The organism is Tabrizicola sp., assembly GCF_016793705.1.
Taxonomy (GTDB): Bacteria; Pseudomonadota; Alphaproteobacteria; order Rhodobacterales; family Rhodobacteraceae; genus Tabrizicola.
Genome location: NZ_JAEULO010000039.1, coordinates 135,977 through 161,927, shown reverse-complemented (window position 1 = coordinate 161,927; position 25,951 = coordinate 135,977). Strand labels below are relative to the sequence as shown.

The window sequence follows — 25,951 nt, the reverse complement described above, 5'->3', positions numbered from 1 at the left end:
CTGTCACGGGGTCGCGTCCTATCCGACTGACGCATCGCCGGAATCGCCGCCGATCCAGCCCGAGTTGAGCTGGAACCCGATCCGGCGCGGCGCTTCTGCCTTTCCTTCTTTCGGCACCGCCCGCAGCGTCACCGAAAGCTGGGTCACATGCTGGATCAGTTGCGTCTTCGACCCATCCTCGTCGCGACCGTAGAATGTGATGATGTCGGGCTCGAAATAGCCCAGCCCCTCGATCCGGAGGACGCCGGTTTCGTCCGAGGCGAAGCCCATGGCGATTTCCTGCTGCCCGTCGAGCTGGCTCTCGAAGTTGCGGATATACATGACCAGCCGGTCATGCGCCCATTCGGCGGGGCTTTTCGGACGGTTCACCGCAGGCTTCGCCGGCGGCTTCTTCGCGGCGGGCTTCTTTGGGGCAGGGGTCTTTGCTGCGGGTTTCGCCATCGGTCCGTCCTTCATCCTTGCCCCGCCAGAGAAGCCAAAACCGCCCCGGCCCGCAAGGGGCAGAAGCGTGGCTGTCAGGACAGCCCGGCCTCGGCCTCGATCCGGGCCTTCGACTTCCGCGCGCGCTCGGTCGCGGATTTCAACTGGCCGCAGGCGGCCATGATGTCCTCGCCGCGCGGGGTGCGGATCGGCGAGGCATAGCCGGCCTTGTAGATGATATCGGCGAAGGCATGGATCCGGTTCCCGGACGATCGCTTGTAAGGCGCGCCGGGCCATTCGTTGAACGGGATCAAATTCACCTTGGCCGGGATGCCGTCGAGCAGCTTCACCAGCCGGTGCGCGTCTTCCCTGGTGTCGTTCACCCCGTCCAGCATGACGTATTCGAAGGTGATCCGTTCGCTGTTCGACAGGCCGGGATAGGCCTTCAGCGCCTCCAACAGCGTGGCGATGTTCCAGCGCTTGTTGATCGGGACCAGCACGTCGCGGACTTCGTCCGTGGTGGCGTGGAAGCTGACGGCAAGCTGGCAGCCGATCTCGGTGGCGGTGCGGGCGATCTCGGGCACCACGCCGGAGGTGGACAGCGTGATCCGGCGGCGACCCAGCGCGATCCCCTCTCCGTCCATCACGATCTGCATCGCGTCGCGGACGTTCTCGAAATTGTAAAGCGGCTCGCCCATCCCCATCAGCACGATGTTGGAGATCAGGCGCACCTCCTCCTTGGGCGCGCCAGGGACGGGCCATTCGTCCAGGTCATCGCGCGCCATCATCACCTGGCCGACGATTTCCGCCGCGGTCAGATTGCGCACCAGCTTCTGCGTGCCGGTGTGGCAGAAGGAACAGGTCAGCGTGCAGCCGACCTGCGAGGAGATGCAGAGCGTCCCCCGGTCGGTTTCCGGGATATAGACCACCTCGACCTCATGGCCCCCGGCGATCCGCACCAGATACTTGCGGGTGCCGTCCTCGGAAATCTGGCGGGTGACGACCTCTGGCAGGTCGATGGTGAAATGTTCGGCCAGAAGCGCGCGGTAGTCCTTGGCGAGGTTGGTCATCAGCGCGAAGTCGCGGACGCCCCAGTGGTAGACCCATTGCCAGAGCTGGCCGAGCCGCATCTTCGCCTGTTTCTCCGGCGTCCCGGCGGCGATCAGCGCCTCGCGCAATGCAGCGCGGGTCAGGCCGACGATGTTGGTCTTGCCGCCCGCGGGCAGCTTGCGCGGGATCGTCAGCACGTCTTGCGTGATGGGGGCAGTCATGGGCAGATCCTTTCACGGGGCCTTGTCACAGGCGATCTGGATGTGGGGCGGATATAGGCGAGGTCGCGCCAAAAGAAAAGCGCCCCGCGAAGGGGCGCCTGACGTCACGTCCTGCGGGCTACTGGCAGCGCTTCCCGGCGTCTTCCATCGCGGCGGTGAACCCGCGCAGGCTGAAGGTGTCCACCGTCTGTGTGCCCTTGCCCGACCGCGCGGTCAGCGTGGCGTTCGTCCCTGCCTTCAGCGCCGCCAGAAGCTTCGCATCATCCTCGGCGCTGCCCGGCCAGGCCCATTCGCCATCGGTGAACAGCTGGAAGGCGTTGCCGTCCACCGCCACCTCGACGGTCGAGCCGCCCGCGAAGGGATAGCCGCCGGTAAAGCTGATCTCGCCCGGCTTGCCGGGGCGGAAGGTGACGAACAGGAGGATGTCACCGCGTCGGACCGAAACCGGCTGGCCGTCGCGGCTGTTCACCGTCTCCTTCGGCTTCGAGACACCCCAGCATTCCTTGGGGCTTTCCTCGGTGAAGACGTTCCAGTCCGTCATCGTGGCGACGCGATTGGTCGATTCCTGAGCCGAGACGGGGGCCTGGGCCGACGCCCCGGCAAGCGTGATCGCGGCAAGCGCAAGCGTGCGACCGAAAAGGGATGTCATGTCTGACGCAGCCTCCAAGCTGTCTTCCTGCCTCGCCGTGCCTCTGCCTTTGGCAGGCTTTTGGCTGGCGCGGCGTCGTTCTACCCGATATTCCAGCCATAATCAAAAGGGCCATGCCGCGAAAGCCCGCTGGGCGACAATTCGCGCATATGTGAGGGGGGATCAATGGCAAAGGTCAGCGAGGGCGCAGTCCCGGTCATGGAAGTCTGGCGCGGAGGCTTGCTGGAATGCGTCCACAATGCCCATGCGGTGATCTGCGACGCGAAGGGCGTGGTGGCGGCCTGGGGCAACCCGCAGGCGGTGATCTTCCCGCGCTCCTCTGCCAAGATGATGCAGGCGCTGCCGCTTCTGGAAACCGGCGCTGCCGATGCGCGTGGGCTGTCGCAGGAACACTTGGCGCTCGCCTGCGCCAGCCATCGCGGCGCGCATGTCCATGTCGATCTGGCCGGGCGCTGGCTCGCCGATCTTGGCCTTGGCGAATCCGACCTGCGCTGTGGGGCGCATGAACCGGGCGACAAGGCGGAACGCGACCGTCTGATCGAGGCCCACGAAAAGCCCTGCCAGCTGCACAACAACTGCTCGGGCAAGCATTCGGGGTTTCTGACTGTCACCCAGCATCTGAAAGCCGGGCCGGAATATGTGGAGATCGACCACCCCCTGCAAAAAGCCGTCCGCGCCGCCACAGAGGAGGTCACGGGCGAGACGGTGGCGGGCTGGGGCATCGACGGCTGTTCGGCTCCGAACTTCGCGATGACGGTCGAGGGGCTGGCCCGCGGCATGGCGAAATATGCCACCGCCCGCGAAGGCCAGGGCGCGCGCGAGGATGCGATGTTTCGCCTGACCCGTGCGATGGCGGCCCACCCGCATCTCATCGCGGGAGAGGGCGAGACCTGCACAGAACTGATGCGCGCCATGGGCGGCAAGGTCGCGATCAAGGGCGGGGCCGAGGCGGTCTATGTCGCCATCGTGCCGGAGAGGGGCTTCGGCATCGCGCTGAAGGTGGTGGACGGCGGCTACCGCGCGGCCGAGGCCGCGATCACGGCGCTGCTGGCCAGGGTCGGCGCCCTGGACCCGGCGCATCCGGCGGCGATCAAGCGCATGGCGGGTGTCCAGCGCAACTGGCGCGGGCTCGAGACCGGGTTCTACCGCATGGCAGATGGCTTTCCGGGTTGATTTGGGGGGGGAAGCGGGTAAGCTTTCCCCATGAACGCCGAAGCGCCGATCCCGTTTCCGCAGTCCAGCCGCATCGCGGAAGATGTCCGCTTCGACCGCAGGGAGCTTGGCCTGATCCTGCGGGTCTATGGCCGGATGGTCGCAGCCGGGGAATGGCGCGACTATGCCATCGCCGCGATGCGCGACCTTGCCGTCTTCGCGATCTTCCGCCGCACCGCCGAGACCCCGCTTTACCGGATCGAGAAACGCCCGAAACTCCGGGCGCGGCAGGGGCTTTACGCCGTGGTCGGTGTGGACGGAAGGGTGCTGCGCCGGGGCCAGGACCTCGACCAGGTGCTGAAGGTACTGGAAAAGCGGCTGATCGGCCCGGTCTGACCCCTCTTCGTGCGCCTTCGTCTCCTCGTCGGATCGAAATCGCGAGGCGGGACAAAGTCCCCGACGAGCAGACCCGGTCACACCCGCTGACGCGCCAGCACCAGCCCGCCGCCGCCCGCAGAGATTCGCGCCACGGCGTCCTTGATCCCCTCATGGGCCACCGACATCGTGTGCCCGTTCGCATGGATGATCCGGTCGCGGTCGGCCACCAGCGCCACATGCCCCTTCCACAGGATCAGATCGCCCCGCCGCATCGGCTCGTTCGCCGACAAGAGACGGCCCAGCGACATCTGCATGTCGCTGTCGCCGGGGCAGGGCTTGCCGCAGCAATGCATCGACAGCTGCACCAGCCCGGAACAATCCAGTCCGAAGCGCGAATTCCCACCCCAGAGATAGGGTGTGCCGAGCAGGCTTTCCGCCACCGTCACCGGGTCTTCAGCCCAATCGCCCAGGGCGCGCAGGTGGCGCAGCGGCACGAAGCCGTGTGGCGTGTTGGCCCAGGCCCCCCAGGACCCCACCACCGCCAGTCGCGAGCCCAGGCTCAGCGCCATCTTCTCGCGCGCCTGCACCTGCGGCTCGGCGTAGAGATGCGTGCCGGGCGCGGCGACCCAATGCGTCGGCGCCGGGCCCTGGCCCAGATTGCCCTCGGCCATCCAGCCGCAATAGCCGTCCTTTGCCGACATCACGAAGACATGGCCCTGGTCGCGGTCGATCACCGTCACCGCATCTCCCAGCAGAAGCTGGCGGTCACGCGTGCCATCGGGGCTGGCGCACAGGTTCGCCACCGGAACGATGACCTGGGCCTGCAATCCCTCGGTCAGCGGAGCATTCACCACCCCCGAAAGCGAGACATGCGCGACCCGACCGGAATAGGGCGTCAGCCGTCTGTCCATCGCTTGCTCCTCAACTCGCGCCGCACCGCGGACTTGCTACCACTACCATATCAGCGCCCGGTTTCGCCGGGGCGCTGTCAAAGCTTCATCATCGCGGGCAGGCCTTCCAGGATCGCCCGCGCGCCCTGGCCCACCCCACCCTTCGGCCGCGCCGGCTGGTCGCTGGGGGTGTGGCCGTAGATATCGAAATGCATGTAGCGCGGCCCCTCGACGAAACGCCGCAGGAACAGCGCCGCCGTGACCGACCCCGCGAAGCCGTAGCCCGGCGCATTGTCCAGATCGGCGATCCCCGGCTCGATCACGCTTTCATAGGCATCGTGGAACGGCAGCCGCCAGACCGGGTCGAATCCCGCCTTCGCCCCCGCCTCCAGCGCCGCCGCCAGCGCCGCATCGTCGGTGTAGTAGGGCGCAAGGTCCGGCCCCACCGCCACCCGCGCGGCACCCGTCAGCGTCGCCATGCTGATCAGCACATCGGGGCTGCCCTCGCAGGCATAGGCCAGTGCATCGGCCAGGATCAGCCGCCCCTCGGCATCGGTGTCGTTGACCTCGACCGTCGGCCCCTTGCGGCTGGTCAGGATGTCCTTGGGCTTGATCGAGGTGCCGGAAACCAGGTTTTCAACCGCCGGGACAAGCACACGCAGCTGCACCGGCAGCCCCAGGCCCATGACCATCTGCGCCAGCCCCATCACCGTGGCCGCCCCGCCCATGTCCTTCTTCATCAGGTTCATGCCCGACGAGGGCTTCAAATTCAGCCCGCCGGTGTCGAAGCAGACGCCCTTTCCGACCAGCGTCAGCTTTGGCCCCTTGCTCCCCCAGCGCAGGTCCATCAGCCGGGGTGCGCGCGGGCTGGCGCGGCCGACGGCATGGATCATCGGAAAGTTCTGCGCCAGCAGGTCGTCGCTCCGGATCACCTTCACCTCGGCCCCGAACACGCCCGCCAGCGCCAGGAAGGCCGCCTCAAGCTCGTCGGGTCCCATGTCTTCGGCGGGGGTGTTGATCAGGTCGCGGGTCAAGGCCTCGGCCTCGGCCATCGCGATCAGGCGGTTGGCATCCAGGCCCTCGGGGCAGACCAGCCGGGGCAGGGCAGGAGCCTTCCGCGCCGGGCGGTAGCGGTCGAAGCGGTAGCCCGAGAGCAGCCAGGCCAGCGCCGCCTCGGTCCGTTCGGACGGGTCGAGCACGCCCTCCAGCGCCCAGTCGCCCGCAGGCAAGCCCGCCACCGCCTTGGCCAGCCCGAAGCGCTGCCGCTGCCGCGCCTGGGCCGAACCGAGGCCCGCCACCGCGCCGGCAAGGCTACCGTCGGCGCCCGGCAACAGCCGAAGCTCGCCCAATCCGGCCTCGAACCCGGTGGCCGTCAGCCAGCCCGCCCAGCGAGCGCCCGCCCCAGCAAGGAAAGCGGCCATCTCCTCGGGCCGCAGGACATGCAGCGGACGGGTGTCGGGCGAGCGGCTGGCAAAGGTGAAGGCAAGGGGCCGGGCGACTGGCATCGGTGATCGGGCGTTGTTTCCTGCGCTCAATTGCCGGGATTCCTGACCAGTTAGCAAGGCTTTCCAGAGGATTGCAGCGATTTGCCGAAAATTCCCCGTCAATCCTCTCGGCGGCGGGCCCACTGTCGCAGGCGGGAAAATCCGAACTTCTCTGCCTGATTGCAGCATTGTGCTACCCTGCAACCCTGCGCTGCGCGAATCCCGTCCGGCACGCCGCCGACCCTCATACCGACTGGTCGGCCAGACCCACATCGGCGGCCAGCGACCGTTCGGCCACCCGCAGAAGCCGCGCCCAGACCGCCGCGAAGGCGGTGCTTTCGGCCCGTTCCAGGCAGGTCCTGGCATCGCCCGCCACCATGGCCAGGGTCAGCAGCCCGAGGTCCGCCGCCAGCCGCCCCAAGCGCCCGAGTTGTCGCGCCAGATCGCGCAACTCCTGCGCGCGCACCTTTTCGGCGATCCCCGCCATGGTCAGCGCCAGTTCGCCCAGCGCCCGCGTCACCATCTGTTCCGCGACCGGCGCGCCCAGGTTGCGGTAGATCCCAGCAATCGCCTCGACGTCCTGGCGCACGACCTCTCGTGGCCTGAGAGGGACAATCTCTCCCATCATACACACCCAAATAGCATCACACCCGCCACCAGCCTGGGCCGTGTTGCTGAAGAAATGGTTGCCCCCAACCCGCGCCTGCCGGATTTTGCCCCTCGAATTTTCCGCAAATGCATCATAGGGAAGAAGCGACACCAGAGGACGATGCCCATGACCTCCATCCGCCCCCTGCCTGCCTATCTGGTCCAGCGCTTCCACGGCTGGCGCGCGACGACCTACCAGGACAACCGCGCCTGGTATCGCCGACTGGCCGAAAGCGGCCAGCACCCACGCGCGATGGTGATCTCCTGCTGCGACAGCCGGGTCCATGTCACCTCGATCTTCGGGGCGGACGAAGGCGAGTTCTTCATCCACCGCAACATCGCCAACCTCGTGCCGCCCTATACCCCCGACGGCGAGCGCCACGGCACTTCGGCGGCGGTGGAATATGCCGTCACCTCGCTGGGCGTCGCGCATATCGTCGTGCTGGGCCATTCGAACTGCGGTGGGGTCAAGGGCTGCCATGACATGTGCACCGGCCATGCCCCGCAGCTGGAAGAGAAGACCAGCTTCGTCGGCCGCTGGATGGACATCCTGCGCCCCGGCTTCGACAAGGTCGCGCATCTGCCGGACGCCGAGATCCTTCAGGCGCTGGAAAAGCAGGCGGTGCTGACCAGCCTCGAAAACCTCCTGACCTTCCCCTTCGTGAAAGAGGCCATCGACAACGACCTCCTCACGCTGCACGGGCTGTGGAACAACACCGGCGAGGGGCTGCTGGAGAACTACGATCCCGCCCGCGGCGGTTTCTTCCCGGTCTGACCGAAGGCCCGGCGGATCGCTCCGCCGGGCCTTGTCCTGAAGGTCAACCCGCCGCCGCCACCGCGCGCGTCGTCAGTACCTTGACCAGATTGGCCCTGTAGGTGGCGCTTCCGTGCAGGTCGGCGATCATGCCCGAAGGATCGACGCTCAACCCCGACAGGGCCGCGGCCGAGAAATCCGCCGACAGTGCGCGCTCGGCTTCGGCCCACCGGAAGACCCCGTCGTTACCTGCGCCGGTAACACCCACCCGGACGCCGTTCGCGAACTTCGCCACGAAGACCCCGGTCAGGGCAAAGCGGCTGGCGGGCTGGTTGAACTTCACATAGGCCGCCTTCTGCGGGATCGGGAAGACGACGCTGGTCACGAACTCGCCCTCCTCCAGCGCCGTCGAGAACAGGCCCTGGAAGTAGTCGTCCGCCGCGATCTTGCGCTTGTTCGTCACCACCGTCGCGCCGGACGCCAGCACCGCCGACGGATAGCAGGCCGCCGGATCGTTGTTGGCGATCGACCCGCCGATGGTCCCCCGCGACCGGACCGAGGGGTCGCCGATGCCACCCGCCAGGTTCGCCAGCGCCGGATAATGCGCGCGGGCCTCCTTCGCCACGACCGCATGGGGCGTCGCCGCGCCGATGTGCAACCCGCCATCCCCGGTGCAGACCCCCCGCATCTCGGCGATGCCGGTCAGGCTGACCAGCGTGGCCGGGGCGGCCAGCCGCTGCTTCATCGTCGGGATCAGCGTCTGCCCGCCCGACAGAGCCTGCGCCCCGTCCGCCGCCAGCGCCTTGGCCGCATCGGCGATGGTCGAGGGTTTTGCGAAATCAAAGTTGTGCATGATGTCCTCCCCTCAGCCGTTCACAGCCTGCCAGACCCGCGAGGGCGAGACCGGCATGTCGATATGCGTGACGTGGGTATGCCCACCGCGATGCAGCGCGTCGATCACCGCGTTGACCACGGCAGGGGGCGAGCCGATGGCCCCCGCCTCGCCACAGCCCTTCACCCCCAGCGGGTTGTGCGTGCAGGGCGTCTGGCAGGAATAGTCCACGTTGTAGAACGGCACATCCTCGGCCCGGGGCATCGGATAGTCCATGTAGGACCCGGTGAGGAGCTGGCCATTCTCGTCATAGGTCGTGAACTCGCACAAAGCCTGGCCGATGCCCTGGCCCACGCCGCCATGCACCTGGCCCTCGACCACCATCGGGTTCATCACATTGCCGAAGTCGTCGGCGCAGTGGAAGGCCACCACGTCGACCTTGCCGGTGCCCTCGTCCACCTCGACCTCGCAGATATAGGCGCCTGCGGGATAGGTGAAGTTGGCCGGGTCGTAGAAGGCGGTCTCCTCCAGCCCCGGTTCCAGCGTCTCCAAGGGGTAGTTGTGCGGGACATAGGCCGAGAAGGCGATCTCGCCGAAGGTCTTGGCCTTGTCGGTCCCCGCCACGCTGAACTTGCCGTCCTCGAAGGTGATGTCGCCCTCCGACGCCTCCAGCATATGCGCGGCGATCTTCTTGCCCTTGGCGACGATCTTGTCGATGGCCTTGGTCACCGCCACCCCGCAGACCGCGAGGCTGCGGGACCCGTAGGACCCCATCCCGAACGGGATCTTCGAGGTGTCGCCATGGACGATCTCGACCGACGTCTCCGGTATCCCCAGCTTGTCCGCGACGATCTGCGCAAAGACCGTCTCATGGCCCTGCCCATGGCTATGCGCCCCGACCATCACGCTCAGGTTCCCGGTCGCATTCACCCGCACTGTCGCCGCATCGTAAAGCCCCACGCGAGAGCCGAGGATGCCCACCAGATGCGAAGGCGCAATCCCGCAAGCCTCGATCCAGGTCGAAAGCCCCATGCCCCGCAGCTTGCCGCGAGACTTGCTCTCCGCCGCCCGCTTCTCGAACCCGGCGACATCGGCCATCGCCATCGCCCGGTCCAGCGTCGCCTGGTAGTTGCCGGTGTCATACACAAGGCCCACCGGCGTGGTGTAGGGGAACTGGTCCGGCGTCAGCAGGTTCTTCCGCCGCACCTCGAACGGGTCGAGGCCCAACTCGCGGCACATCTTGTCGATCACCCGCTCCAGGCTGAAGGTCGCCTCGGGCCGACCCGCCCCCCGGTAAGCGTCCACCGGCGCGGTGTTGGTGAACACTGTCTTCACGTTCACATAGACATGCGGCACCTTGTAGGGCCCGGCCATCAGCGTGCCGTGCAGGAACGTGGGCGTCGCGGTCGAGAAGTTCGACAGATACGCCCCCACATTCGCCAGCGTCTCGGTGCGGATCGCGAGGATCTGCCCGTCCTTGGTGCAGCCCAGCTCGATCTTCGTCACATGGTCGCGGCCATGCGCATCGGTGAGGAAGCTTTCCGACCGCTCCGCCGTCCAGCGCACCGGGCGGCCCAGCTTCTTCGCCGCCGCCAGCACCAGCGCCTCTTCGCCATAGTGATAGATCTTCGACCCGAAGCCGCCGCCCACATCGGGGGCCACCACGGTCAGCTTGTTCTCCGGGATGCCCAGCACGAAGGCCGCCACCAGCAGCCGCGTCAGGTGCGGGTTCTGGCTGGTCGTGGTCAGCTTGTAGTCGCCCGTGCCCGGAAAATACTCGCCGATCGACGCCCGAGGCTCCATCGCGTTCGGCACCAGCCGGTTGTTCACCAGGTTCAGCGTGACGACATGCGGCGCGGCCTTCATCGCCGCATCCACCGCCGCGCGGTTGTCCTCGATCCAGCCCCAGTCGAAACACAGGTTGTCCGGGATCTCGTCATGCACCCGGTTCGACGGATCGGCCACCGCCGCCTTCATGTCGACGATGGCCGGCAATTCCTCGATCACGCTGTCCTCGGCCAGCTGCTCGGCGGCATCCTTCGCTTGCGACAAAGTTTCGGCGACCACCACCGCATAGGCATCGCCCACATGCCGCACCTTGCCATGCGCCAGAACCGGACGCTTTGGTTCTCGCATCGGCGTGCCGTCGCGGCTGTTGATCAGCCAGCCCGCCGGGTTGCCGCCGACATCCTTGAAATCTTCGCCGGTGAAGATGGCCAGCACGCCCGGCATCGCCGCCGCCTTGGCCGTATTGATCGCCTTGATCCGCCCATGCGCGACGGTCGAGCGGACAAACACCGCCGCCGTCTGCCCGTGCAGGGCCATGTCATCGGTGTAGACCCCGCGCCCGGTCAGGAAGCGGATATCCTCGCGGCGCTTCTGGGGCGCGCCGATCCCGTGATCCTTCGGCATCCGACCCTCCTATTCCGCAGCCAGCGCGCTGACGTCCTGCCCAGAGGCAGCCATCACGGCCTTGACGATGTTGTGGTAGCCCGTGCAGCGGCAGATGTTGCCGTCCAGATAGTGCCGCACCTCGGCTTCCGTGGGCTTCGGGTTCTCCGCCAGCAGCGCGGCAGAGGACATCACCATCCCCGGCGTGCAAAAGCCGCATTGCAGCCCGTGATGATCCTGGAACGCCTGCTGGATCACCCCCAGCGAGCCATCGGCATTCGCCATGCCTTCGATGGTCTTGACGTTCGCCCCCGCCACGTCCTGCGCGAAGACCGTGCAGCTTTTTACCGGCTGGCCGTCGACATGCACCACGCAGGCGCCGCACTGGCTGGTGTCGCAGCCGACATGGGTGCCGGTCAGCCCCAACCCCTCACGCAGGAAGGTGGACAGCAGCGTCCGCCCCTCCGCCTCGCCGGAAACGGCCTTGCCGTTCACGGTCATCGCGACTTTCGTCATCTTGCTCCTCCCTGGGTATTCCTAGGTCATCAAGTATGCGCGGTTCACCCGCCGATCAGACGCTTGAACCAACCCTTCTTGTTCTTGGCCGAGTCGGCAACTGCTTCTTCGGACGTCTCTCCGGGCTCTGGCTCCTCCACCGCGTCCTGGAACCGGGTGAAGAACTCGTCAGCGAGCTTCTTGGCGAAACTGTCGATGATCCTGCTGCCAAGCTGCGCGATCTTGCCGCCGACATTGGCCTCGGCCTCATAGGTCAGCCGAGTGCCACCCTCCATCGGCTCGAAGCTGACATTGGCCCCGCCCTTGGCAAAGCCCGCGACGCCGCCCTTGCCCTCGCCCGAGATTTTCAGCGACTTGCCCGGAATGATGTCGGACAGCTGCACCAGCCCGGTGAAAGTGGCCGAGACCGGCCCGACCTTCTGCTTGACCACCGCCTCATAACCCTCGGCGATGGACCCGGTCAGGCTTTCGCAGCCGGGGATGCATTCCCGCAGGACCTCGGGGTCCAGGATAGCGTCCCAGACCACTTGCGGATCGGCCTTGATGTCACGGCTGTCGGTCAGCTTCATGGCAGTCCCCCCTCTCGGCCCCCAGCCTAAGGGGCGATCCGGCCTGCGCGCTATGCTGCCTAAGTCGTAGGGTCGGGCCACCGGGCGTCGCCAGCTAGAGCCCCGCCACTACCGCCTGAAGCGCCCGCGGCTCGATCGGCTTGTAGAGAATCTCGATCCCCGCTCCAGTCGCCGCAGCCCGCAGGTCCCAGCCCCGGTTCGCGCTGATCAACCGGGCGGGGACCGGACCATGCCGGGCCCGGATGCGGGTGACGAACTCGATCCCGCTGATCCCCGCGCCCAGATGCTCGCCGACCAGAACGATGTCGGGCAGGATGCCGATCTCCTCGATCAGCGCCAGCGCCTCTTCGCCCGACCCCGCTTCCAGCACCGTCATTCCCCATTTCTCCAGGACCACCCCCATCTCCCGGCGCAGCCTGGCGTCGTTCTCGACCAGGAAGGCGATCCGGTCGGCGGCATGCGGCTCTCGCGCCCGCCGCTCCGGCGAAGCGACCGTTCCCGGCCCGGTCTCGCTCCGCGGGACCTGCACCAGGAAACAGGTGCCCCGCCCCACCACCGAGCGCAGCTCCAAGGGATGCCCCAGGAGCGCGCAGGCGCGTTCGACGATGGCCAGTCCCAGACCCATCCCCTCGCTGGCCGAGGCGCGGGCGTTCAGCCGGTGGAACTCCTTGAAGATGTCGTCCTGCGCCTCTTCCGGGATGCCCGGCCCGGTGTCCCAGACCTCCAGCCGCACCATGCCTCCGCGCCGCCGCGCGCCGACCAGCACCCGGCCCCGCTGCGTGTAGCGGATCGCATTGCCGATCAGGTTCTGCAAGATCCGCCGCAGATAGGCCGGGTCGCTGTCCACCGCCAGCCCGCAGGGCACAACCGTTAGCGCCAGCCCCTTCGCGGCCGCCATCGGCGCGAACTCGTCGGCCAGCGTGCGCAACAGCCGGTCCAGCTGCACCGCCCCCACGCTGACCGCCGCCTTGCCCGATTCCAGCTTCGAGATGTTCAGAAGCGCATCCAGCAGCCCCTCGACCGAGACCAGCGCATTCTGCGCCTTCTCCAGCGCCTGCTGCGCGCCCGGCTCCAGCCCCTCGCCACCGATCGAGCCGATGAAGAGCTTCGCCGCCGAAAGCGGCTGCAAGAGATCATGGCTCGCCGCCGCCACGAAGCGCGAGCGGCTGGCATTGGCGCGCTCGGCATCGGCCAGCGCATCCTCCAGCTCCAGCGTCCGCTCGATCACCCGGGCTTCCAGAGTCTCGTTCGCCCGGCTCAGCGCCTCCAGCGCCGCGCGTTCGACCGTCACGTCGGTGAAACTGAGCACGAAGCCCCCGTCCGGCGTGCCCTGTGCGAAGACGTCGAGGATCAGCGCGCCCTCCCGCCGGACCTCGAACTCCAGCGGTCCCCGGGGGCCGGGGGCCTGCACCCAGGACATCAGCTGTCCGGCGGACATGCCCGCATCGAAGCGCATCTCGGCCCGGAGCCGGCTGAACAGGTGCTCGAACGAGGCTCCGGTCCGCAACCTGCCCATCGGCAGCGACAGAAGCGTGCCGAGCCGCTGGTTCCAGCCCGCCAGCCGCGCCTCGGCGTCGAAGATGCCGATGCCCTGGTCGATATGGTCCAGCGTCGCGCGGATCACCCGCGCCTGGTCGTCCAGAAGCTTGCCCCGCTCATGCCGCTCGGCCCGGATGATGTCGGTCACGTCGGTCTGAAGGATCACGGTGCCGCCGTCCGCGGTGCGATGCTCGCTCACCTGCACCCAATGCTCGCCCGCCAGCCGCACGTTGAAGATCACATGGCGGTCCGCGTGCCGCCCCATCCGCCCCTGCGCCCAGTCCCGCGCGCCCTCTGTGCCGGGCAGCGCCAGATGCGGCGAGCGGCTGACCATCGCCACATAGTCCGCGAAGGCGAGTCCGGGGCGCAGTTGCGCGTGCACGTCCGGCATATGCATGGCGAAGCGCGAATTCCACATCACCAGCCGCTCCTCGCGGTCGAAAAGTGCAAATCCCTCCTGCACCGTCTCGATCGCGTTCGACAGGTTCTGCCGCGCCGTCTCCGCCTCGCGCATCGCCTCGGCCAGCCGGGCGTTCGATTCGTTCAGAAGGTCCAGCGCCCGGCCCAGATCATGCGTGCGCTCGCGCACCTGATCCTCCAGCAGGGCCGCGCGCTGGAACTGGGCGTAGGCCGCGCCGCTGTCGTCGGTCGCCTGCTCCACCCGCCGCATCAGGGCCGCGACGATGGTCAGAAGCTTCTCGACCCGCCGCTCGGCACTGTCCGCCGGATTGATCAGCGAGGTGATCATCGCAGCCCCGCCATCTCAGCCCGGCCGCCCCGAAGCCGACCCCTTGGGCGGATAGATCGCCACCCCCGTCATGGTCTGGTTCACATGCATGGAGTTCAACTGTTCGCCATAGGTGGAAAAGCCCACCACCCCATGCCGCTTAAGGAGCGCCGAGACCGTCCCGAAGCGCTGGTTCTCAAGCGCCTCGATCCGGCGCAGGATGCAGTCGCAGGCCAGGATCGCCGCCGGCCTGCCACCCGCCGAGAGGTCGGTCAGTGCCCGGTCCAGATGCGCCGCCATGTCCTGCGGTTGGGCCAAGGTCAGCACCAGCCCTTCGTCGATGGCCGAGAAGAACACCAGATCGCCATTCGGGGTCATTTGCTGGATCGCCCGGACATGATGGCTGCCGCCCAGCCGGACCAGGACCGGATGCGCCGCGAAGGTGAAAGTCGTCAGCTGCGCCGGGTCCTTGCCCAGAAGTCGCGCATATTCCTGCGCGGCGGGTTCCGCGTTGATCTGGTGCACCACGCGCCGGGCCGGGTCGGCCCCGGTGACCACCATGCGCTGGTCGGTCGGGACCAGGTGATTCAGGCTGAAGACGCGCACCGGGCAGGCGGTCCGCACCAGAAGCAGGACCGCCCAACCCTGCCTAAACCGGCCGTCCTGCAAGACGAAGGTGGCGCCGAACCGGGTCCCGTCCCCGGCCGAGCCGCCGAACAGAGGCACCGGCCCCAGGCCCGGACCCAGCGCCGCCGTCAGTTCGTCTTCACGGATCGACAGGCCGTCGACCATAACGAAGGCGAATTCGTCCTCCCAGCCGCCATGCCGCCGCGCCAGTCCGGCCCGCGCCCGGATCAGCTGCCCGATCAGCGCCTGCCCGTCCAGATCGGCCAGGTCGATCCCCAGGCAGTCGACCGCGAAACTGTCCAGGGGCAGGGCGACCGCGACGATCTCGCCTTCGGAATAACCCTCGGGCGAAATCTCCCCCGCAGTGGTGCAGCCGATCACGGTGACTCCGGGGAAAGCCTCGGCAACCCCGGCCTCCAGCGCCGCGCGGTCCGCTTGGGGCGAGACGAACAGGATGATGGCTGCAAAAGGCCCAGGCCCCAGATCGCGCGCCAGCTTCGCCAAGGCTCGCGGATCACGCGCCTCGGCATGGGCGCGCGGCATCACCGGCAGGGCGCCGGGGAAAGTCCCCGGCAGGGCTCGGTTCTCTGCGGACATCGGTAGGTCTCCCGGCAGCGATGCTACGGCGGTGCTTCCGGGCAGGGCAAGGGCCAAGGCCGCGTCAACCGCCTTCCGGCATCAGGCTCGCGAAATTGGTCTCGCGCGCGATCAGCACCGCCTGGGTCCGGCTCTGCACCCCAAGCTTGCGCATGATTGCCGTCACATGGGCCTTCACCGTCGTCTCGGCAATCGACAGTTCATAGGCGATCTGCTTGTTCAAGAGCCCTTCGCAGATCAGTTGCAGGATGCGCGCCTGCTGCCGCGTCAGCAGCGCCAGCCGCCCGATGGCCTCCTCCCGCGCCGTGCCGCGCGCCGTGCCTTGTGCCTTGCCCTCGGGCGGTGGCTCATAGCCCTCGGGCAGGAAGCGCCTGCCCGCCCGCAGCGCCTCGAAGGCCGCGCGGAACACCTCGCGGCGGGAGTGCTTCGGAACGAAACCCGCCGCCCCGGCCGCAAGGCAGGCCCCGATCACCCGGTCGTCCGCCAGCGACGAGACCACCACGACCGGCACCCCGGCCGCCGCCTGCCGCAGCCGGATCAAACCGTCGATCCCGTTCACGTCGGGCAGGTTCAGGTCCAGCAGGATGACATCCGGAGCCGGGCTCAGGTCGACGCGACGGATCGCGGTTTCCAGCCGGTCGGCGCTCTCGATCTCGGCGATCCCGGCGACGGATTTCAGCGTCATCGACAAGGCATCGCAGAACAGCGGATGGTCGTCGACGATCAGGGCCGAGGCGAGCGGCCTGTCCGTCTCGGGCTGGGAAGCCATCGTCATCATGCGCCTTCGCGGTCGGGTCCGGCGCAAGTCTAGCCCAGCCCGGCACGGCCTGAAACTGGCCAAAGGTCCTATGGTCCGTGAGTTGAGGGTCAAATCTTAACGGATGGTGAACGCCGAAAATCAATGCATTGATATTCAATGAAATAATTTCTTGTCCACGCGGGGGCGGTATCGTGCCCGGCGCCTCTTTCCGGGGCTTTCCCGACCCGCCTCCCGTCTGTAGGCTGGCCGGGTGCCCTCGCGCCGTGGGGGTTTTCAGAAAGGTGCCCGCCATGCCGTTCCACCCCGACCGCCGCTCTGTCCTGTCCGGTCTGGCCGCCCTGCCGGTCCTCGCGCGCCCCGGTCGGGCACAGGCTGGACCGGAACGCCCCTTCGACCTGCGGGTGATCATGTCCGGCCACAGCCTGACCGACCCGATCCCCGGTCCGCTCACCGCCATGGTGCAGGCGGCGGGCGGCGGCGCGTCCAAGGGCATGAAGATGGATGCCGACACCGTGCCCGGCAGCCCGATCGAACACCGCTGGGAGAACCGCGGCCGCACCCCAGACTCGCGGGAGGATATCGCGAACTACGACGTCCTTGTCCTGACCGAGCGCACCACGGTGCGGCCGACGATGCAGTTTCACCATACCAAGGAACTGGCCCTGGCCTGGTTCGACCTTGCATGGACCAAGGGCAACGGCGGTCGCGGCGCCGAGACGGTGCTCTACGCCTCCTGGATCCCGGTCACGAGCGGTCCGGGCAATCCGGATCCCAATGACAGCGAGGAAAAGATCATCCCCTTCCGCGAGCGGCTGGAGCTGGAGATGGGGTCCTGGCAGGAGATCGTGGATCATGTGAACCGGAACCGGGTGTCCGGCAGCCCGCCAATGCGGGCGATCCCCGGGCCGCTGGTCATGGCCGCGACCTTCGACGCCATCGCGGCCGGAACGGCCCCCGGACTCACCTCGATGACCGACCTCTTCAGCGACGACATCCACGTCAATGATCTGGGTGCCTTCCTGATCGCGCTGGCACATTTCGCGGTGATCTACGGCCGCGACCCGCGCAGCATCCCGGATTTGCGCGGCGAGGGGAACTGGCCCCGCCGCGACCAGGCCGACTGGATGAAGCAACTCGTCTGGGACGTGGCGCGGGCCTATCCCGACAGCGGCCTCGGCTAGCCGCGCCGCTTCGCCTCGATCACCTCCCAGATGATCGCGGCGGCATTGGTGCCGTCGAACCGCTCCAGCTCCTGGATGCCGGTCGGCGAGGTGACGTTGATCTCGGTCAGCCAGTCGCCGATCACGTCGATGCCGACGAAGACCTGCCCCTTCTCCCGCAGGACCGGGCCGATGGTGCGGCAGATTTCCAGGTCGCGCTCGGTCAGGCCGATCTTCTCCGGCCGCCCGCCGACATGCATGTTCGACCGCGTCTCGCCCGCCTGAGGGACGCGGTTGATCGCCCCCACCGGCTCGCCGTCGACCAGGATCACCCGCTTGTCGCCCTTGGCGACGTCGGGCAGGAACTTCTGCACGATCAGGGGCTCGCGGTTGATGCCCATGAACAACTCGTGCAGCGACGACAGGTTGCGGTCGTTCGGGTCCAGGCGGAAGACTCCCGCCCCGCCGTTGCCGTAAAGGGGCTTCAGGATGATGTCGCCATGCCGCGCCTTGAACGCGCGGATGGTGGCGAGGTCACGGGCGATGGCGGTGGGGGGAGTCAGCTTCGGGAAGCGCAATACCATGAGTTTTTCCGGGCTGTTCCGGACCCAGAAGGGATCGTTCACCACCAGCGTCTTCGGATGGATCATCTCCAGCAGATGCGTCGTGGTGATATAGCCCATGTCGAAGGGCGGGTCCTGCCGCAGCCAGACGACATCGTAGTCCCCGAGGTCGACCTCGGTCTCGGCGCCATAGCTCACATGATTGCCCACCTCGCGCCGCAGCTCGATGGGCCAGCCCCGCGCGATGACCCGGCCTTCGACGAAGGCCAGCCGGTCGGGCGTGTAGAAGAAGAGCGTGTGCCCGCGCGCCTGGGCTTCCAATGCGATGCGGAAGGTCGAATCGGCATTGATGTTGACCGACCCGATCGGGTCCATTTGCAGGGCTACCTTCAGGGGCATGGCTCACTCCATCTTTCCAGCGAAGTGATGGCCGAAGCCGCCGGAAGATGCAATTCAGCCCGCGAAGGCGTTTTCCAGCACTTCGATGCGGCCCCGACCATCGACCAGCGCCAGGTCGATGCGGACATCGGTGAGAAGCCCCTTCGGTTCGCCTGCCAGGAATTCGTCGACCGTCGCAAAGATGCGCCTGATCTGGGCCTGCGAGATATGCGAGGCCGCCATGTCATGCGTCCGGCTTTGCTTCACCTCGACGAAGATCACTTCGTCACCGCGACGGCCGACCAGGTCGATTTCGCCGGTGATCCCGCGCCAGTTCCGGGCGCAGATCGCAATGCCCAGGTCTTCGTACAGCCGGGCGACCGAGGCTTCGGCGGCGTGGCCGGCAAGGTGGTTTTGCAGCCCGCGTGCCTTGCGGGTCCGACGGGCGGGCGTTGAGACGAAGTCGAACGGCATGAGCCTATCCCTGGCTGCGGTCGAGCGCGATCCGGTAGACGATCTTGCGCGATACTCCCAGAGTTTGCGAGACAAAGGTTGCGGCATCCTTAACGGACATGCTTCGCAACGCGGTATCGAGGGCTTCGACGATGCTTTCTTCCGTCACCTCGGCGGGCACGGCGCGGTCGACCAGCACCACGATCTCGCCCTTGATCTCGCGCGTGGCGACCTCTTCGGCAAGGGTCGCCAGATCGCCGCGCAGCACCTCCTCGAAGCGCTTGGTCAGCTCGCGGCAGACGACGGCCTGCCGCGCCCCGCCCAGCGTGGCGGCCATTTCGGCCAGAAGTGCTGCCAGCCGTTTCGGGCTTTCGTAGAGGATCAGCGTGGCCTTAACCCCGGCCATGTCCTCCAGGAAGCTGCGTCGCGCGCCCTGCGCCGAGGGGGGGAAGCCTGCGAAGAAGAAGCGGTCCGACGGCAGGCCCGACAGCGTCAGGGCGCAGACCGCCGCGCAGGGGCCGGGGGCGGCGGTCATCGGCAGGCCTGCCGCCGCCACCGCCCGCGCCAGTTCGAAGCCGGGGTCAGAGATCAGCGGCGTCCCGGCTTCCGAGGCATAGGCGAGGCTCTTGCCCTCGGCCAGCAGGCCAATGATACGCTGCATCTGCCCCTCGCCCGAATGGTCGTGGTAGGCGATGACCGGGCGCCCGTTCAGCGGGATGCCGTGAATCTCCATCAGGTGCCTGAGCGTGCGGGTATCCTCGGCCACCAGCACATCCGCCCCGGCCAGCACGTCGAGCGCCCGGAGCGTGATGTCGCGCGCCGTGCCGATGGGGGTCGAGACGAAATGCAGCCCCGGCGGAATGGCGCGCAGGGCGGGTTTGGGGGCTGCATCAGCGGGGTCCGAGCCTTGCCTCACAAGTTTACTTCCCCTGCCGAACCCATTACCCTGCCGGGCAAACGCAGCGCGCTGCCACAGTGAGGAACCACCATGTTGTCCGTATTCCGCCGGGCCCGCAAGTCGCTGGGTCAGTTCTGTGCTGGCCTTGCGGCCGTGGTCCTTTCCGGCTGCGTGGCGACGGGTCCCGGCACCGTGCCTCCGGCCAATGGCGGGTCGGTGCAGGTGGCGTTGCTGATCCCCTCGGGCTCGGGTCAGTCGCAGGACGAACTCTTCGGCGCGAACCTGGAAAACGCGGCCCGGCTGGCGATGAACGACCTCTCGGGCGTCGACATCGACCTGCGCGTCTACCGGACAGGCGGCAGCCCTGCGCAGGCGGCGGCACTGGCGAAACAGGCGGTGGACGAGGGCGCGCAGGTGATCCTGGGGCCGTTCTATTCCGAAGAGGCCAATGCGGCGGGCGTCGCGGTGGCGAACTCGGGCGTGAACGTGCTGGCCTTCTCCAATAACGCGGCCATCGCGGGCGGCAACGTCTTCGTCCTGGGCCAGACCTTCGAGAGCACGGCGCGGCGGCTGGCCGGCTACGCCGTGCGCAACGGCAAGTCCAAGGTCCTGATCGTGCACGACCGCAACGTGGCGGGCGAGGTCGGCAAGGCCGCCATCGAACGCGGCGTGGCACAGGCGGGCGGATCGGTCGTCGGCGTGACCTCCTACGAATTCTCGCAGAACGGCATCGTGCAGGCGGCGCCGGGCATCGTCGGCACGGCGCGGTCCTCGGGCGCGACGGCGCTGTTCCTGACCGCCGATACCGCGGGCGCGCTGCCGCTCCTCAGTCAGCTTCTGGTCGACAACGGCATCGACCGGGCCAGCACCCAGTTCATCGGCCTGACCCGCTGGGACATCCCGCCTGCCACGCTGGCGCTGCCCGGCGTGCAGGGCGGCTGGTTCACCATGCCCGACCCCGGCCTGCAGGCGCAGTTCCGCGCGCGCTATGCAAGCGCCTACGGCAGTCAGCCGGTCCCGGTCGCGGGCCTCGCCTATGACGGGATTGCGGCCATCGGGGCGCTGGCGAACCGCGCCAAGGGCGGCGCGCCTCTCACCAAGGGCGACCTGACGCAGTCGGCGGGTTTTGCCGGCGTCTCGGGCATCTTCCGCCTGTTGCCGAACGGCACCAACGAGCGCGGGTTGGCTGTGGCGACGATCCGGGCGAACCAGGTCGTGGTGATCGAGTCGGCTCCCCGCAGCTTCGGCGGCGCCGGGTTCTGAGCGCGGGTTTCCCCATCGTGGCAGGGCCGGTCGAGGCTGAAGCTCTTCCCGTTGCGGCCCCTGTCGGCTATCCGCTTCCGGATGCGGCGGAATTGACGGCCAAGGTGCTGTCAAGCCTGCGCGATACCGCAGACCAGAAGGCGGCCCGCGCCTTGGTGGTGCAGGACCTGCAAGCCGCCAAGACCGAGGCCGCCGCCGCGTTCGAGGCCGCCTTCCTGCGATCCCCCCGCCAGTCCCGCGCGCTGATCTCGGCGCAGGCGGGCCTGACCGACGTGCTGGTGCAGGTGACGCTGGCTGCGGCCATGCGCCTGCATCCCCTGGCGAACCCGACCGAGGCCGAGCGCATCGCCGTCCTCGGCGTCGGCGGCTATGGCCGGGCCGAGATGGCGCCGCAGTCGGATGTCGATCTGTTGTTCCTGACGCCGTGGAAGATCACGCCTTGGGCGGAGAGCGTCATCGAGACGATGCTCTACATGCTCTGGGACCTGAAGCTGAAGGTCGGCCATTCCAGCCGCACGGTGAAGGACTGCGTCCGCCTCGGGCGCGAGGACATCACCATCCGCACTGCGCTTCTGGAGCATCGTTTCATCTGCGGCCATGCGCCCTTGGCCGAAGAGCTGGACACAAGGCTCTGGGGAGAGCTGTTCCGGAATTCCGGCCCCGAGTTCATCGAGTCGAAGCTGGCCGAACGGGCCGAGCGGCACAAGCGGCAGGGCGGCCAGCGCTATGTGTTGGAGCCGAACGTGAAGGAGGGCAAGGGAGGTCTTCGCGACCTGCAGACGCTGTACTGGATCGGGAAATATCTGCACCGGGTGCCTTCATCCGAGGGGCTGGTCGGAGCGGGGCTTCTGTCGCGCGAGGAATTCGACGGTTTTGCCGAGGCCGAGGACTTCCTCTGGGCGGTGCGCTGCCACCTGCACTACATCACCGGCCGAGCGACCGACACGCTGACCTTCGACCTTCAGGTCGAGGTGGCGGCGCGGATGGGCTATCGCGATGCGGGCGGGCGCCGGGCGGTCGAGCATTTCATGCAGGACTACTTCCGCCTGGCCACCCGGGTGGGCGAGCTGACCCGCATCTTCCTGACGGAGCTGGAAGCCCGCCACGCCAAGCGCGAGGCTTCGCTTTTCGGCCTGTTCAAGCTGACCAAGCGGGTCAAGCCCGGCTACAAGCTGGTGCAGGGCCGGATCGACGTGAAGGACCCGCAAGAGTTCCTGAAGGACAAGCTGAACCTCTTGCGCGTCTTCGAGGAAGGGCTGCGGACCAAATACCTCTTGCACCCGAACGTCATGCGGATCGTGACCTCGCATCTCGACCTGATTGACGACGACATGCGCGAGGACCCCGAGGCGCAGCGCATCTTCCTCGACCTGCTGCTCAAGCATGGGAACCCCGAACGCTCCTTGCGCCGGATGAACGAGTTGGGGGTGCTGTCTGCCTTCATCCCGGAGTTCGAGCCGATTGTCGCGATGATGCAGTTCAACGTCTACCACCACTACACGGTGGATGAGCACATCATCCAGACCATCTCCTGCCTTGCCCAGATCGAGCGCGGCGAGCTGGTCGAGGACCTGCCCTTGTCCTCCTCGATCCTGAAGGAGGGGATAAACCGGCGGGTGCTCTATGTGGCGCTGCTCCTCCACGACATAGGCAAGGGCCGACCCGAGGACCATTCCATCCTCGGCGCGCAGATCGCTCGGCGGGTCTGCCCGCGGCTGGGGCTGGACTCCGAGGAATGCGAGACGGTGGAATGGCTGGTGCGCTATCACCTGCTGATGTCCGACATGGCGCAGAAGCGCGATATCGGCGATCCACGCACGGTGCGCGATTTCGCCAAGGCGGTGAGGACGCGCAAGCGGCTGGACCTGCTGACAGTGCTGACGGTCTGTGACATCCGGGGGGTGGGGCCGGGCACCTGGAACAACTGGAAGGCCATGCTGCTGCGCCAGCTCTACAAGCAGACCGCCGATGCGCTGGAGGGCGGTCTGGAAACCGTCAACCGCGAGAACCGGCAAGAGGAAGCGACCCGCGCCCTGGCCGAGCGGCTGGCGGGCTGGGACGAGGCGGCGCTGGAGCATGAGCTGACCCGCCACTACGTGCCCTACTGGCAGGGCTTGTCGACCGACACGCATGAGGTCTTCGCGCGTCTCCTCCAGGGCCTCGGCGACGACGAGATCCACATCGACCTGCACCCCGACGCCGACCGCGACGCCACCCGCGCCTGTTTCGCGCTGGCAGACCATCCCGGCATCTTCAGCCGCCTTGCGGGTGCCCTGGCGCTGGTCGGCGCCAATGTGGTGGACGCCCGTACCTATACCTCGAAGGACGGCTACGCGACCGCCGTCTTCTGGGTGCAGGACATCGAGGGCCATCCCTACGAGGTCGCCCGACTGCCGCGCCTGCGTCAGATGATTGACAAGACTCTCAGGGGCGAGGTGGTGGCGCGCGAGGCGCTGAAGGACCGCGACAAGATCAAGAAACGCGAACGCGAATTCCGCTTTCCCACCCACATCACCTTCGACAACGAAGGCTCCGAGATCTACACCATCATCGAGGTCGATACCCGCGACCGGCCGGGCCTGCTGTATGACCTCACCCGGACCTTGGCGGTGAACAACATCTACATCGCCAGCGCCGTGATCGCGACCTATGGCGCGCAGGTGGTCGACACCTTCTACGTCAAGGATATGTTCGGGTTGAAACTGCACCAGAAGCACCGGCAGGAGGCCTTGGAGAAGAAGCTGCGCCAGGCCATCGCGGAAGGGGCGGAAAGGGCGAGCGCATGAGCAGTTCGCGCGGGATGATCCGCAGCATCGTGGCGCTGGGCGGCTGGACGCTGGTCTCGCGCGGGGCCGGGCTGGTGCGCGAGCTGATGATGGCCGCCTATCTGGGCGCGGGGCCGGTGGCGGATGCGTTCAACGTGGCCTTCAGCCTGCCGAACATGTTCCGCCGCTTCTTCGCCGAGGGGGCCTTCAACCAGGCCTTCGTGCCGCTTTACGCCAAGAAGCTGGAAGCGGGCGAGGATGCCGAGGATTTCGCGCAGAACGCCTTTTCTGGCCTGACCGCCTTCCTGATCGTCTTCACCCTGATCGGCACGCTTGCCATGCCGCTCCTGGTCTGGGCGATGGCCGCGGGCTTCGTCGGCGACGGGCGCTTCGACATGGCGGTGGACTTCGGACGGATCACCTTCTGCTACATCGGCTTCATCTCGCTCTTCGCCCTCCTCTCCGGCATCCTGAACGCCCACGGCCATTTCGCCGAGGCCGGGGCCGTGCCCGTGCTGATGAACCTCGTCTTCATCGCTGCCATGCTGCTGGCCAACCGGATGGGCTGGGACATGGGGTTGACGCTGGCCTGGACCACCCCCGTCACCGGCATCGCGCAGCTGCTCTGGACCATGTACGCCGCCCGCCGCATCGGTTTTGTCCCCCGCCTGCGCTGGCCGCAGCTGACCCCGGATTTCAAGCGCCTGATGGTCAACATGGGGCCTGCCCTGCTGGTGGGGGGCGTGGTGCAGATCAACCTCCTCGTCTCGCGGCAGGTTGCCTCCGGGACCGAGGGCGCGATTTCCTGGCTGGTCTATGCCGACCGGCTGTACCAGCTTCCTCTCGGCGTCGTTGCCATTGCCGTCGGCACCGTTCTCCTGCCCGAGCTTTCCCGGCGCCTGCACGCCGGGGATCACGCCGGGGGGCGCGAGGCCTTCAACCGGGGCACGGAATTCGCCCTTCTCCTGACCCTGCCCGCCGCCGTGGCGCTGGTGGTCATCGCCCTGCCGATCACTGAAGTCCTTTACCAGCGCGGGCTTTTCGACGCCGAGGACACCGCCGCCACCGCCCTGGCCCTGGCGATCTACGGCCTCGGCCTTCCCGCCTTTGTCCTTCAAAAGGCCCTGCAACCGCTGTTCTACGCCCGCGAGGACACCCGCAGCCCGTTCCGCTATGCAATCTGGTCGATGGTGCTGAACGCGGCCCTCGCCTTCGGGCTGATGCCCTTCATCGGCTTCTCCGCCGCCGCCTGGGCCACCACGCTTTCCGCCTGGGTCATGGTCGGCCAGCTCTGGTGGGGCGCCCGCCGCTTGGGCGAGGAAACGCGCTTCGACGCCCGCTTCCTCACGCGCTTCTGGCGCATCGCCGCCGCCTCGGCCCTGATGGGCGCTGCGCTCTGGGGCGGCTGGGCGCTGTTGCAGCCGATGCTGGAGGCGAAGGCCTACCGCATCCTTGCCCTGGCGCTCCTCATCGCGCTCGGCATGGCCAGCTACGCCCTTGCTGCGGTCTTGCTAAAGGCCGTTCGCCTGTCGGACCTGAAGGCGCTCAGCCGTCAGCGCTGACGGATCATCTGCACCACGCGGCTGAATCCGCCGGGGCTGACCACGAAGGACAAGAGGAACCCGGTCGCGAAGCCCGTCACCTCGGCCACCCAGTCCCAGCCGCCGCCGAACAGAAGCCCGAACACCAGCTGAACCGCCAGAAGCATCCCGATAAGCGTGAACGCCCGTAGCCGGTTAGCGCCTACCAGCGCCAGCTTGGTCCAGATGAGGAAGGTGAAGGCCCCGATCAGCCCGTAGACCCCGGGATAGGCCCCGATCAGCTGCGTCCTTAGCCCCGGCACCAAGAGCCCATAAACCGCGCCGCCCACGACGACCGAGCCGAGGAACACCACCAGCACGCCCCACCAGCGGAAGACGCCCGCCACCATATTGCCAAGCGCCAGCACCATGACCACGGCGAACAGCGCATTGGTGAAGCTGCCATGCACCGCGACATAGCTCACCAGCCGGTGCAGGTCTTCCAGCGGGTAGCCGCCGTTCGCCCATTGGTATTTCAAGAGCTCCGGAAAGAGGCCGAACCGCTCCACCGCCTGCAAGCGCCAGCCGATCGCCTGCGGCCCGCCGACGACCCCGGCCTCGCCGAGGGACAGCACCACCTCCATCGCGATCAGCGGCAAGGCCAGCAGCCAGACCACCCAGGGCAAGGGGTTCAACGGGGGTGCGCTGTGATCGGGTTCCATGCCTCGTCCTGCATCATTGACGCCT

At 67.4% G+C, this 25,951-nt stretch carries 24 protein-coding genes; 7 read left to right on the top strand and 17 right to left on the bottom strand.

Translation table 11 applies throughout. From position 1 onward, the window contains the following. Positions 1–18 precede the first annotated feature (18 nt). From JNJ68_RS09625 to JNJ68_RS09615, 3 genes are all read right to left on the bottom strand, one after another. Positions 19–441, bottom strand: a complete 423-nt coding sequence (locus JNJ68_RS09625) for a DUF6173 family protein (protein ID WP_294981867.1) — start codon at positions 439–441, stop codon at positions 19–21. Positions 442–515: 74 nt separating this feature from the next. Then, on the bottom strand, positions 516–1,697 hold the full coding sequence (gene rlmN, locus JNJ68_RS09620) for a 23S rRNA (adenine(2503)-C(2))-methyltransferase RlmN (protein WP_294981929.1): 1,182 nt from the start codon (positions 1,695–1,697) through the stop codon (positions 516–518). Between the two features lie 112 nt (positions 1,698–1,809). Further along, the gene (locus JNJ68_RS09615) at positions 1,810–2,340 is read right to left on the bottom strand and encodes an invasion associated locus B family protein (protein ID WP_294981866.1); all 531 of its coding nucleotides are present in this window, start codon (positions 2,338–2,340) and stop codon (positions 1,810–1,812) included. Positions 2,341–2,505: 165 nt separating this feature from the next. Between JNJ68_RS09615 and JNJ68_RS09610 the strand changes: the two genes are divergently transcribed. Beyond that, positions 2,506–3,513: an asparaginase gene (locus JNJ68_RS09610; RefSeq protein WP_294981864.1), complete on the top strand. Its 1,008-nt coding sequence runs from the start codon at positions 2,506–2,508 to the stop codon at positions 3,511–3,513. A gap of 30 nt (positions 3,514–3,543) precedes the next feature. Continuing rightward, positions 3,544–3,888 (top strand): DUF2794 domain-containing protein, encoded by a 345-nt coding sequence (locus JNJ68_RS09605; RefSeq protein WP_294981862.1) that lies wholly within the window; start codon positions 3,544–3,546, stop codon positions 3,886–3,888. A gap of 77 nt (positions 3,889–3,965) precedes the next feature. On the opposite strand, the gene JNJ68_RS09600 is transcribed toward JNJ68_RS09605, so the two are convergent. The 3 genes from JNJ68_RS09600 to JNJ68_RS09590 form a co-directional block, all read right to left on the bottom strand. Continuing rightward, positions 3,966–4,781, bottom strand: coding sequence for an NlpC/P60 family protein (locus JNJ68_RS09600; protein WP_294981860.1), 816 nt, complete (start codon positions 4,779–4,781; stop codon positions 3,966–3,968). Between the two features lie 77 nt (positions 4,782–4,858). Further along, on the bottom strand, positions 4,859–6,265 hold the full coding sequence (locus JNJ68_RS09595; RefSeq protein WP_294981859.1) for a leucyl aminopeptidase family protein: 1,407 nt from the start codon (positions 6,263–6,265) through the stop codon (positions 4,859–4,861). Positions 6,266–6,488: 223 nt separating this feature from the next. After that, positions 6,489–6,833, bottom strand: coding sequence for a hypothetical protein (locus JNJ68_RS09590; RefSeq protein WP_294981857.1), 345 nt, complete (start codon positions 6,831–6,833; stop codon positions 6,489–6,491). Positions 6,834–7,019: 186 nt separating this feature from the next. Between JNJ68_RS09590 and JNJ68_RS09585 the strand changes: the two genes are divergently transcribed. Continuing rightward, positions 7,020–7,667, top strand: coding sequence for a carbonic anhydrase (locus JNJ68_RS09585; RefSeq protein WP_294981856.1), 648 nt, complete (start codon positions 7,020–7,022; stop codon positions 7,665–7,667). Positions 7,668–7,710: 43 nt separating this feature from the next. On the opposite strand, the gene JNJ68_RS09580 is transcribed toward JNJ68_RS09585, so the two are convergent. From JNJ68_RS09580 to JNJ68_RS09550, 7 genes are all read right to left on the bottom strand, one after another. Further along, positions 7,711–8,499, bottom strand: a complete 789-nt coding sequence (locus tag JNJ68_RS09580; RefSeq protein WP_294981854.1) for an FAD binding domain-containing protein — start codon at positions 8,497–8,499, stop codon at positions 7,711–7,713. A gap of 12 nt (positions 8,500–8,511) precedes the next feature. Then, on the bottom strand, positions 8,512–10,890 hold the full coding sequence (locus JNJ68_RS09575; protein WP_294981852.1) for a xanthine dehydrogenase family protein molybdopterin-binding subunit: 2,379 nt from the start codon (positions 10,888–10,890) through the stop codon (positions 8,512–8,514). Between the two features lie 9 nt (positions 10,891–10,899). After that, positions 10,900–11,385, bottom strand: a complete 486-nt coding sequence (locus tag JNJ68_RS09570; protein WP_294981851.1) for a (2Fe-2S)-binding protein — start codon at positions 11,383–11,385, stop codon at positions 10,900–10,902. Positions 11,386–11,429: 44 nt separating this feature from the next. Next, positions 11,430–11,954 (bottom strand): carbon monoxide dehydrogenase subunit G, encoded by a 525-nt coding sequence (locus tag JNJ68_RS09565; RefSeq protein ID WP_294981849.1) that lies wholly within the window; start codon positions 11,952–11,954, stop codon positions 11,430–11,432. A 94-nt stretch (positions 11,955–12,048) separates the two neighbouring features. Further along, positions 12,049–14,241 (bottom strand): PAS-domain containing protein, encoded by a 2,193-nt coding sequence (locus JNJ68_RS09560; protein WP_294981847.1) that lies wholly within the window; start codon positions 14,239–14,241, stop codon positions 12,049–12,051. 15 nt (positions 14,242–14,256) lie between these two features. Beyond that, positions 14,257–15,390, bottom strand: a complete 1,134-nt coding sequence (locus JNJ68_RS09555) for an FIST N-terminal domain-containing protein (protein ID WP_294981927.1) — start codon at positions 15,388–15,390, stop codon at positions 14,257–14,259. Between the two features lie 118 nt (positions 15,391–15,508). Further along, complete coding sequence (locus JNJ68_RS09550) at positions 15,509–16,213, bottom strand: response regulator transcription factor (RefSeq protein ID WP_294981925.1); 705 nt, start codon at positions 16,211–16,213, stop codon at positions 15,509–15,511. Positions 16,214–16,494: 281 nt separating this feature from the next. Between JNJ68_RS09550 and JNJ68_RS09545 the strand changes: the two genes are divergently transcribed. Further along, complete coding sequence (locus JNJ68_RS09545) at positions 16,495–17,385, top strand: hypothetical protein (protein WP_294981846.1); 891 nt, start codon at positions 16,495–16,497, stop codon at positions 17,383–17,385. Here the strand turns inward: JNJ68_RS09545 and gshB are convergent. Genes gshB through rsmI form a run of 3 tightly spaced genes read right to left on the bottom strand, consistent with a single transcriptional unit; the run spans position 17,382 to position 19,674 of the window. After that, positions 17,382–18,326, bottom strand: a complete 945-nt coding sequence (gene gshB / locus JNJ68_RS09540) for a glutathione synthase (protein WP_294981844.1) — start codon at positions 18,324–18,326, stop codon at positions 17,382–17,384. The two genes, JNJ68_RS09545 and gshB, sit on opposite strands and share 4 nt — an antisense overlap. Before the next feature lie 54 nt (positions 18,327–18,380). Continuing rightward, positions 18,381–18,779: a YraN family protein gene (locus JNJ68_RS09535; protein ID WP_294981842.1), complete on the bottom strand. Its 399-nt coding sequence runs from the start codon at positions 18,777–18,779 to the stop codon at positions 18,381–18,383. Between the two features lie 4 nt (positions 18,780–18,783). Further along, complete coding sequence (rsmI, locus tag JNJ68_RS09530; RefSeq protein ID WP_294981840.1) at positions 18,784–19,674, bottom strand: 16S rRNA (cytidine(1402)-2'-O)-methyltransferase; 891 nt, start codon at positions 19,672–19,674, stop codon at positions 18,784–18,786. Between the two features lie 72 nt (positions 19,675–19,746). On the opposite strand from rsmI, the gene JNJ68_RS09525 reads away from it, so the two are divergent. From JNJ68_RS09525 to murJ, 3 genes are all read left to right on the top strand, one after another. Beyond that, entirely contained in the window at positions 19,747–20,919 is a 1,173-nt protein-coding gene (locus tag JNJ68_RS09525) for a penicillin-binding protein activator (RefSeq protein ID WP_294981838.1), read from the top strand. A 92-nt stretch (positions 20,920–21,011) separates the two neighbouring features. Then, positions 21,012–23,705, top strand: a complete 2,694-nt coding sequence (locus JNJ68_RS09520) for a [protein-PII] uridylyltransferase (protein ID WP_294981923.1) — start codon at positions 21,012–21,014, stop codon at positions 23,703–23,705. After that, positions 23,702–25,246 (top strand): murein biosynthesis integral membrane protein MurJ, encoded by a 1,545-nt coding sequence (gene murJ, locus JNJ68_RS09515; RefSeq protein ID WP_294981836.1) that lies wholly within the window; start codon positions 23,702–23,704, stop codon positions 25,244–25,246. Before JNJ68_RS09520 ends, murJ begins: the two co-directional genes overlap by 4 nt. Here the strand turns inward: murJ and JNJ68_RS09510 are convergent. Continuing rightward, positions 25,237–25,926: a rhomboid family intramembrane serine protease gene (locus JNJ68_RS09510; protein ID WP_294981834.1), complete on the bottom strand. Its 690-nt coding sequence runs from the start codon at positions 25,924–25,926 to the stop codon at positions 25,237–25,239. The genes murJ and JNJ68_RS09510 overlap by 10 nt on opposite strands. Positions 25,927–25,951 lie beyond the last annotated feature (25 nt).

Excerpts from the sequence above, each read along its gene's own strand:
- JNJ68_RS09625 (WP_294981867.1), bottom strand. The coding sequence starts at position 441 with ATGGCGAAACCCGCAGCAAAGACCCCTGCCCCAAAGAAGCCCGCCGCG.
- JNJ68_RS09615 (WP_294981866.1), bottom strand. The coding sequence starts at position 2,340 with ATGACATCCCTTTTCGGTCGCACGCTTGCGCTTGCCGCGATCACGCTT.
- JNJ68_RS09610 (WP_294981864.1), top strand. The coding sequence starts at position 2,506 with ATGGCAAAGGTCAGCGAGGGCGCAGTCCCGGTCATGGAAGTCTGGCGC.
- JNJ68_RS09605 (WP_294981862.1), top strand. The coding sequence starts at position 3,544 with ATGAACGCCGAAGCGCCGATCCCGTTTCCGCAGTCCAGCCGCATCGCG.
- JNJ68_RS09600 (WP_294981860.1), bottom strand. The coding sequence starts at position 4,781 with ATGGACAGACGGCTGACGCCCTATTCCGGTCGGGTCGCGCATGTCTCG.
- JNJ68_RS09595 (WP_294981859.1), bottom strand. The coding sequence starts at position 6,265 with ATGCCAGTCGCCCGGCCCCTTGCCTTCACCTTTGCCAGCCGCTCGCCC.
- JNJ68_RS09585 (WP_294981856.1), top strand. The coding sequence starts at position 7,020 with ATGACCTCCATCCGCCCCCTGCCTGCCTATCTGGTCCAGCGCTTCCAC.
- JNJ68_RS09580 (WP_294981854.1), bottom strand. The coding sequence starts at position 8,499 with ATGCACAACTTTGATTTCGCAAAACCCTCGACCATCGCCGATGCGGCC.
- JNJ68_RS09575 (WP_294981852.1), bottom strand. The coding sequence starts at position 10,890 with ATGCCGAAGGATCACGGGATCGGCGCGCCCCAGAAGCGCCGCGAGGAT.
- JNJ68_RS09570 (WP_294981851.1), bottom strand. The coding sequence starts at position 11,385 with ATGACGAAAGTCGCGATGACCGTGAACGGCAAGGCCGTTTCCGGCGAG.
- JNJ68_RS09565 (WP_294981849.1), bottom strand. The coding sequence starts at position 11,954 with ATGAAGCTGACCGACAGCCGTGACATCAAGGCCGATCCGCAAGTGGTC.
- JNJ68_RS09560 (WP_294981847.1), bottom strand. The coding sequence starts at position 14,241 with ATGATCACCTCGCTGATCAATCCGGCGGACAGTGCCGAGCGGCGGGTC.
- JNJ68_RS09555 (WP_294981927.1), bottom strand. The coding sequence starts at position 15,390 with ATGCCGCGCGCCCATGCCGAGGCGCGTGATCCGCGAGCCTTGGCGAAG.
- JNJ68_RS09550 (WP_294981925.1), bottom strand. The coding sequence starts at position 16,213 with ATGGCTTCCCAGCCCGAGACGGACAGGCCGCTCGCCTCGGCCCTGATC.
- JNJ68_RS09545 (WP_294981846.1), top strand. The coding sequence starts at position 16,495 with ATGCCGTTCCACCCCGACCGCCGCTCTGTCCTGTCCGGTCTGGCCGCC.
- gshB (WP_294981844.1), bottom strand. The coding sequence starts at position 18,326 with ATGCCCCTGAAGGTAGCCCTGCAAATGGACCCGATCGGGTCGGTCAAC.
- JNJ68_RS09535 (WP_294981842.1), bottom strand. The coding sequence starts at position 18,779 with ATGCCGTTCGACTTCGTCTCAACGCCCGCCCGTCGGACCCGCAAGGCA.
- JNJ68_RS09525 (WP_294981838.1), top strand. The coding sequence starts at position 19,747 with ATGTTGTCCGTATTCCGCCGGGCCCGCAAGTCGCTGGGTCAGTTCTGT.
- murJ (WP_294981836.1), top strand. The coding sequence starts at position 23,702 with ATGAGCAGTTCGCGCGGGATGATCCGCAGCATCGTGGCGCTGGGCGGC.
- JNJ68_RS09510 (WP_294981834.1), bottom strand. The coding sequence starts at position 25,926 with ATGGAACCCGATCACAGCGCACCCCCGTTGAACCCCTTGCCCTGGGTG.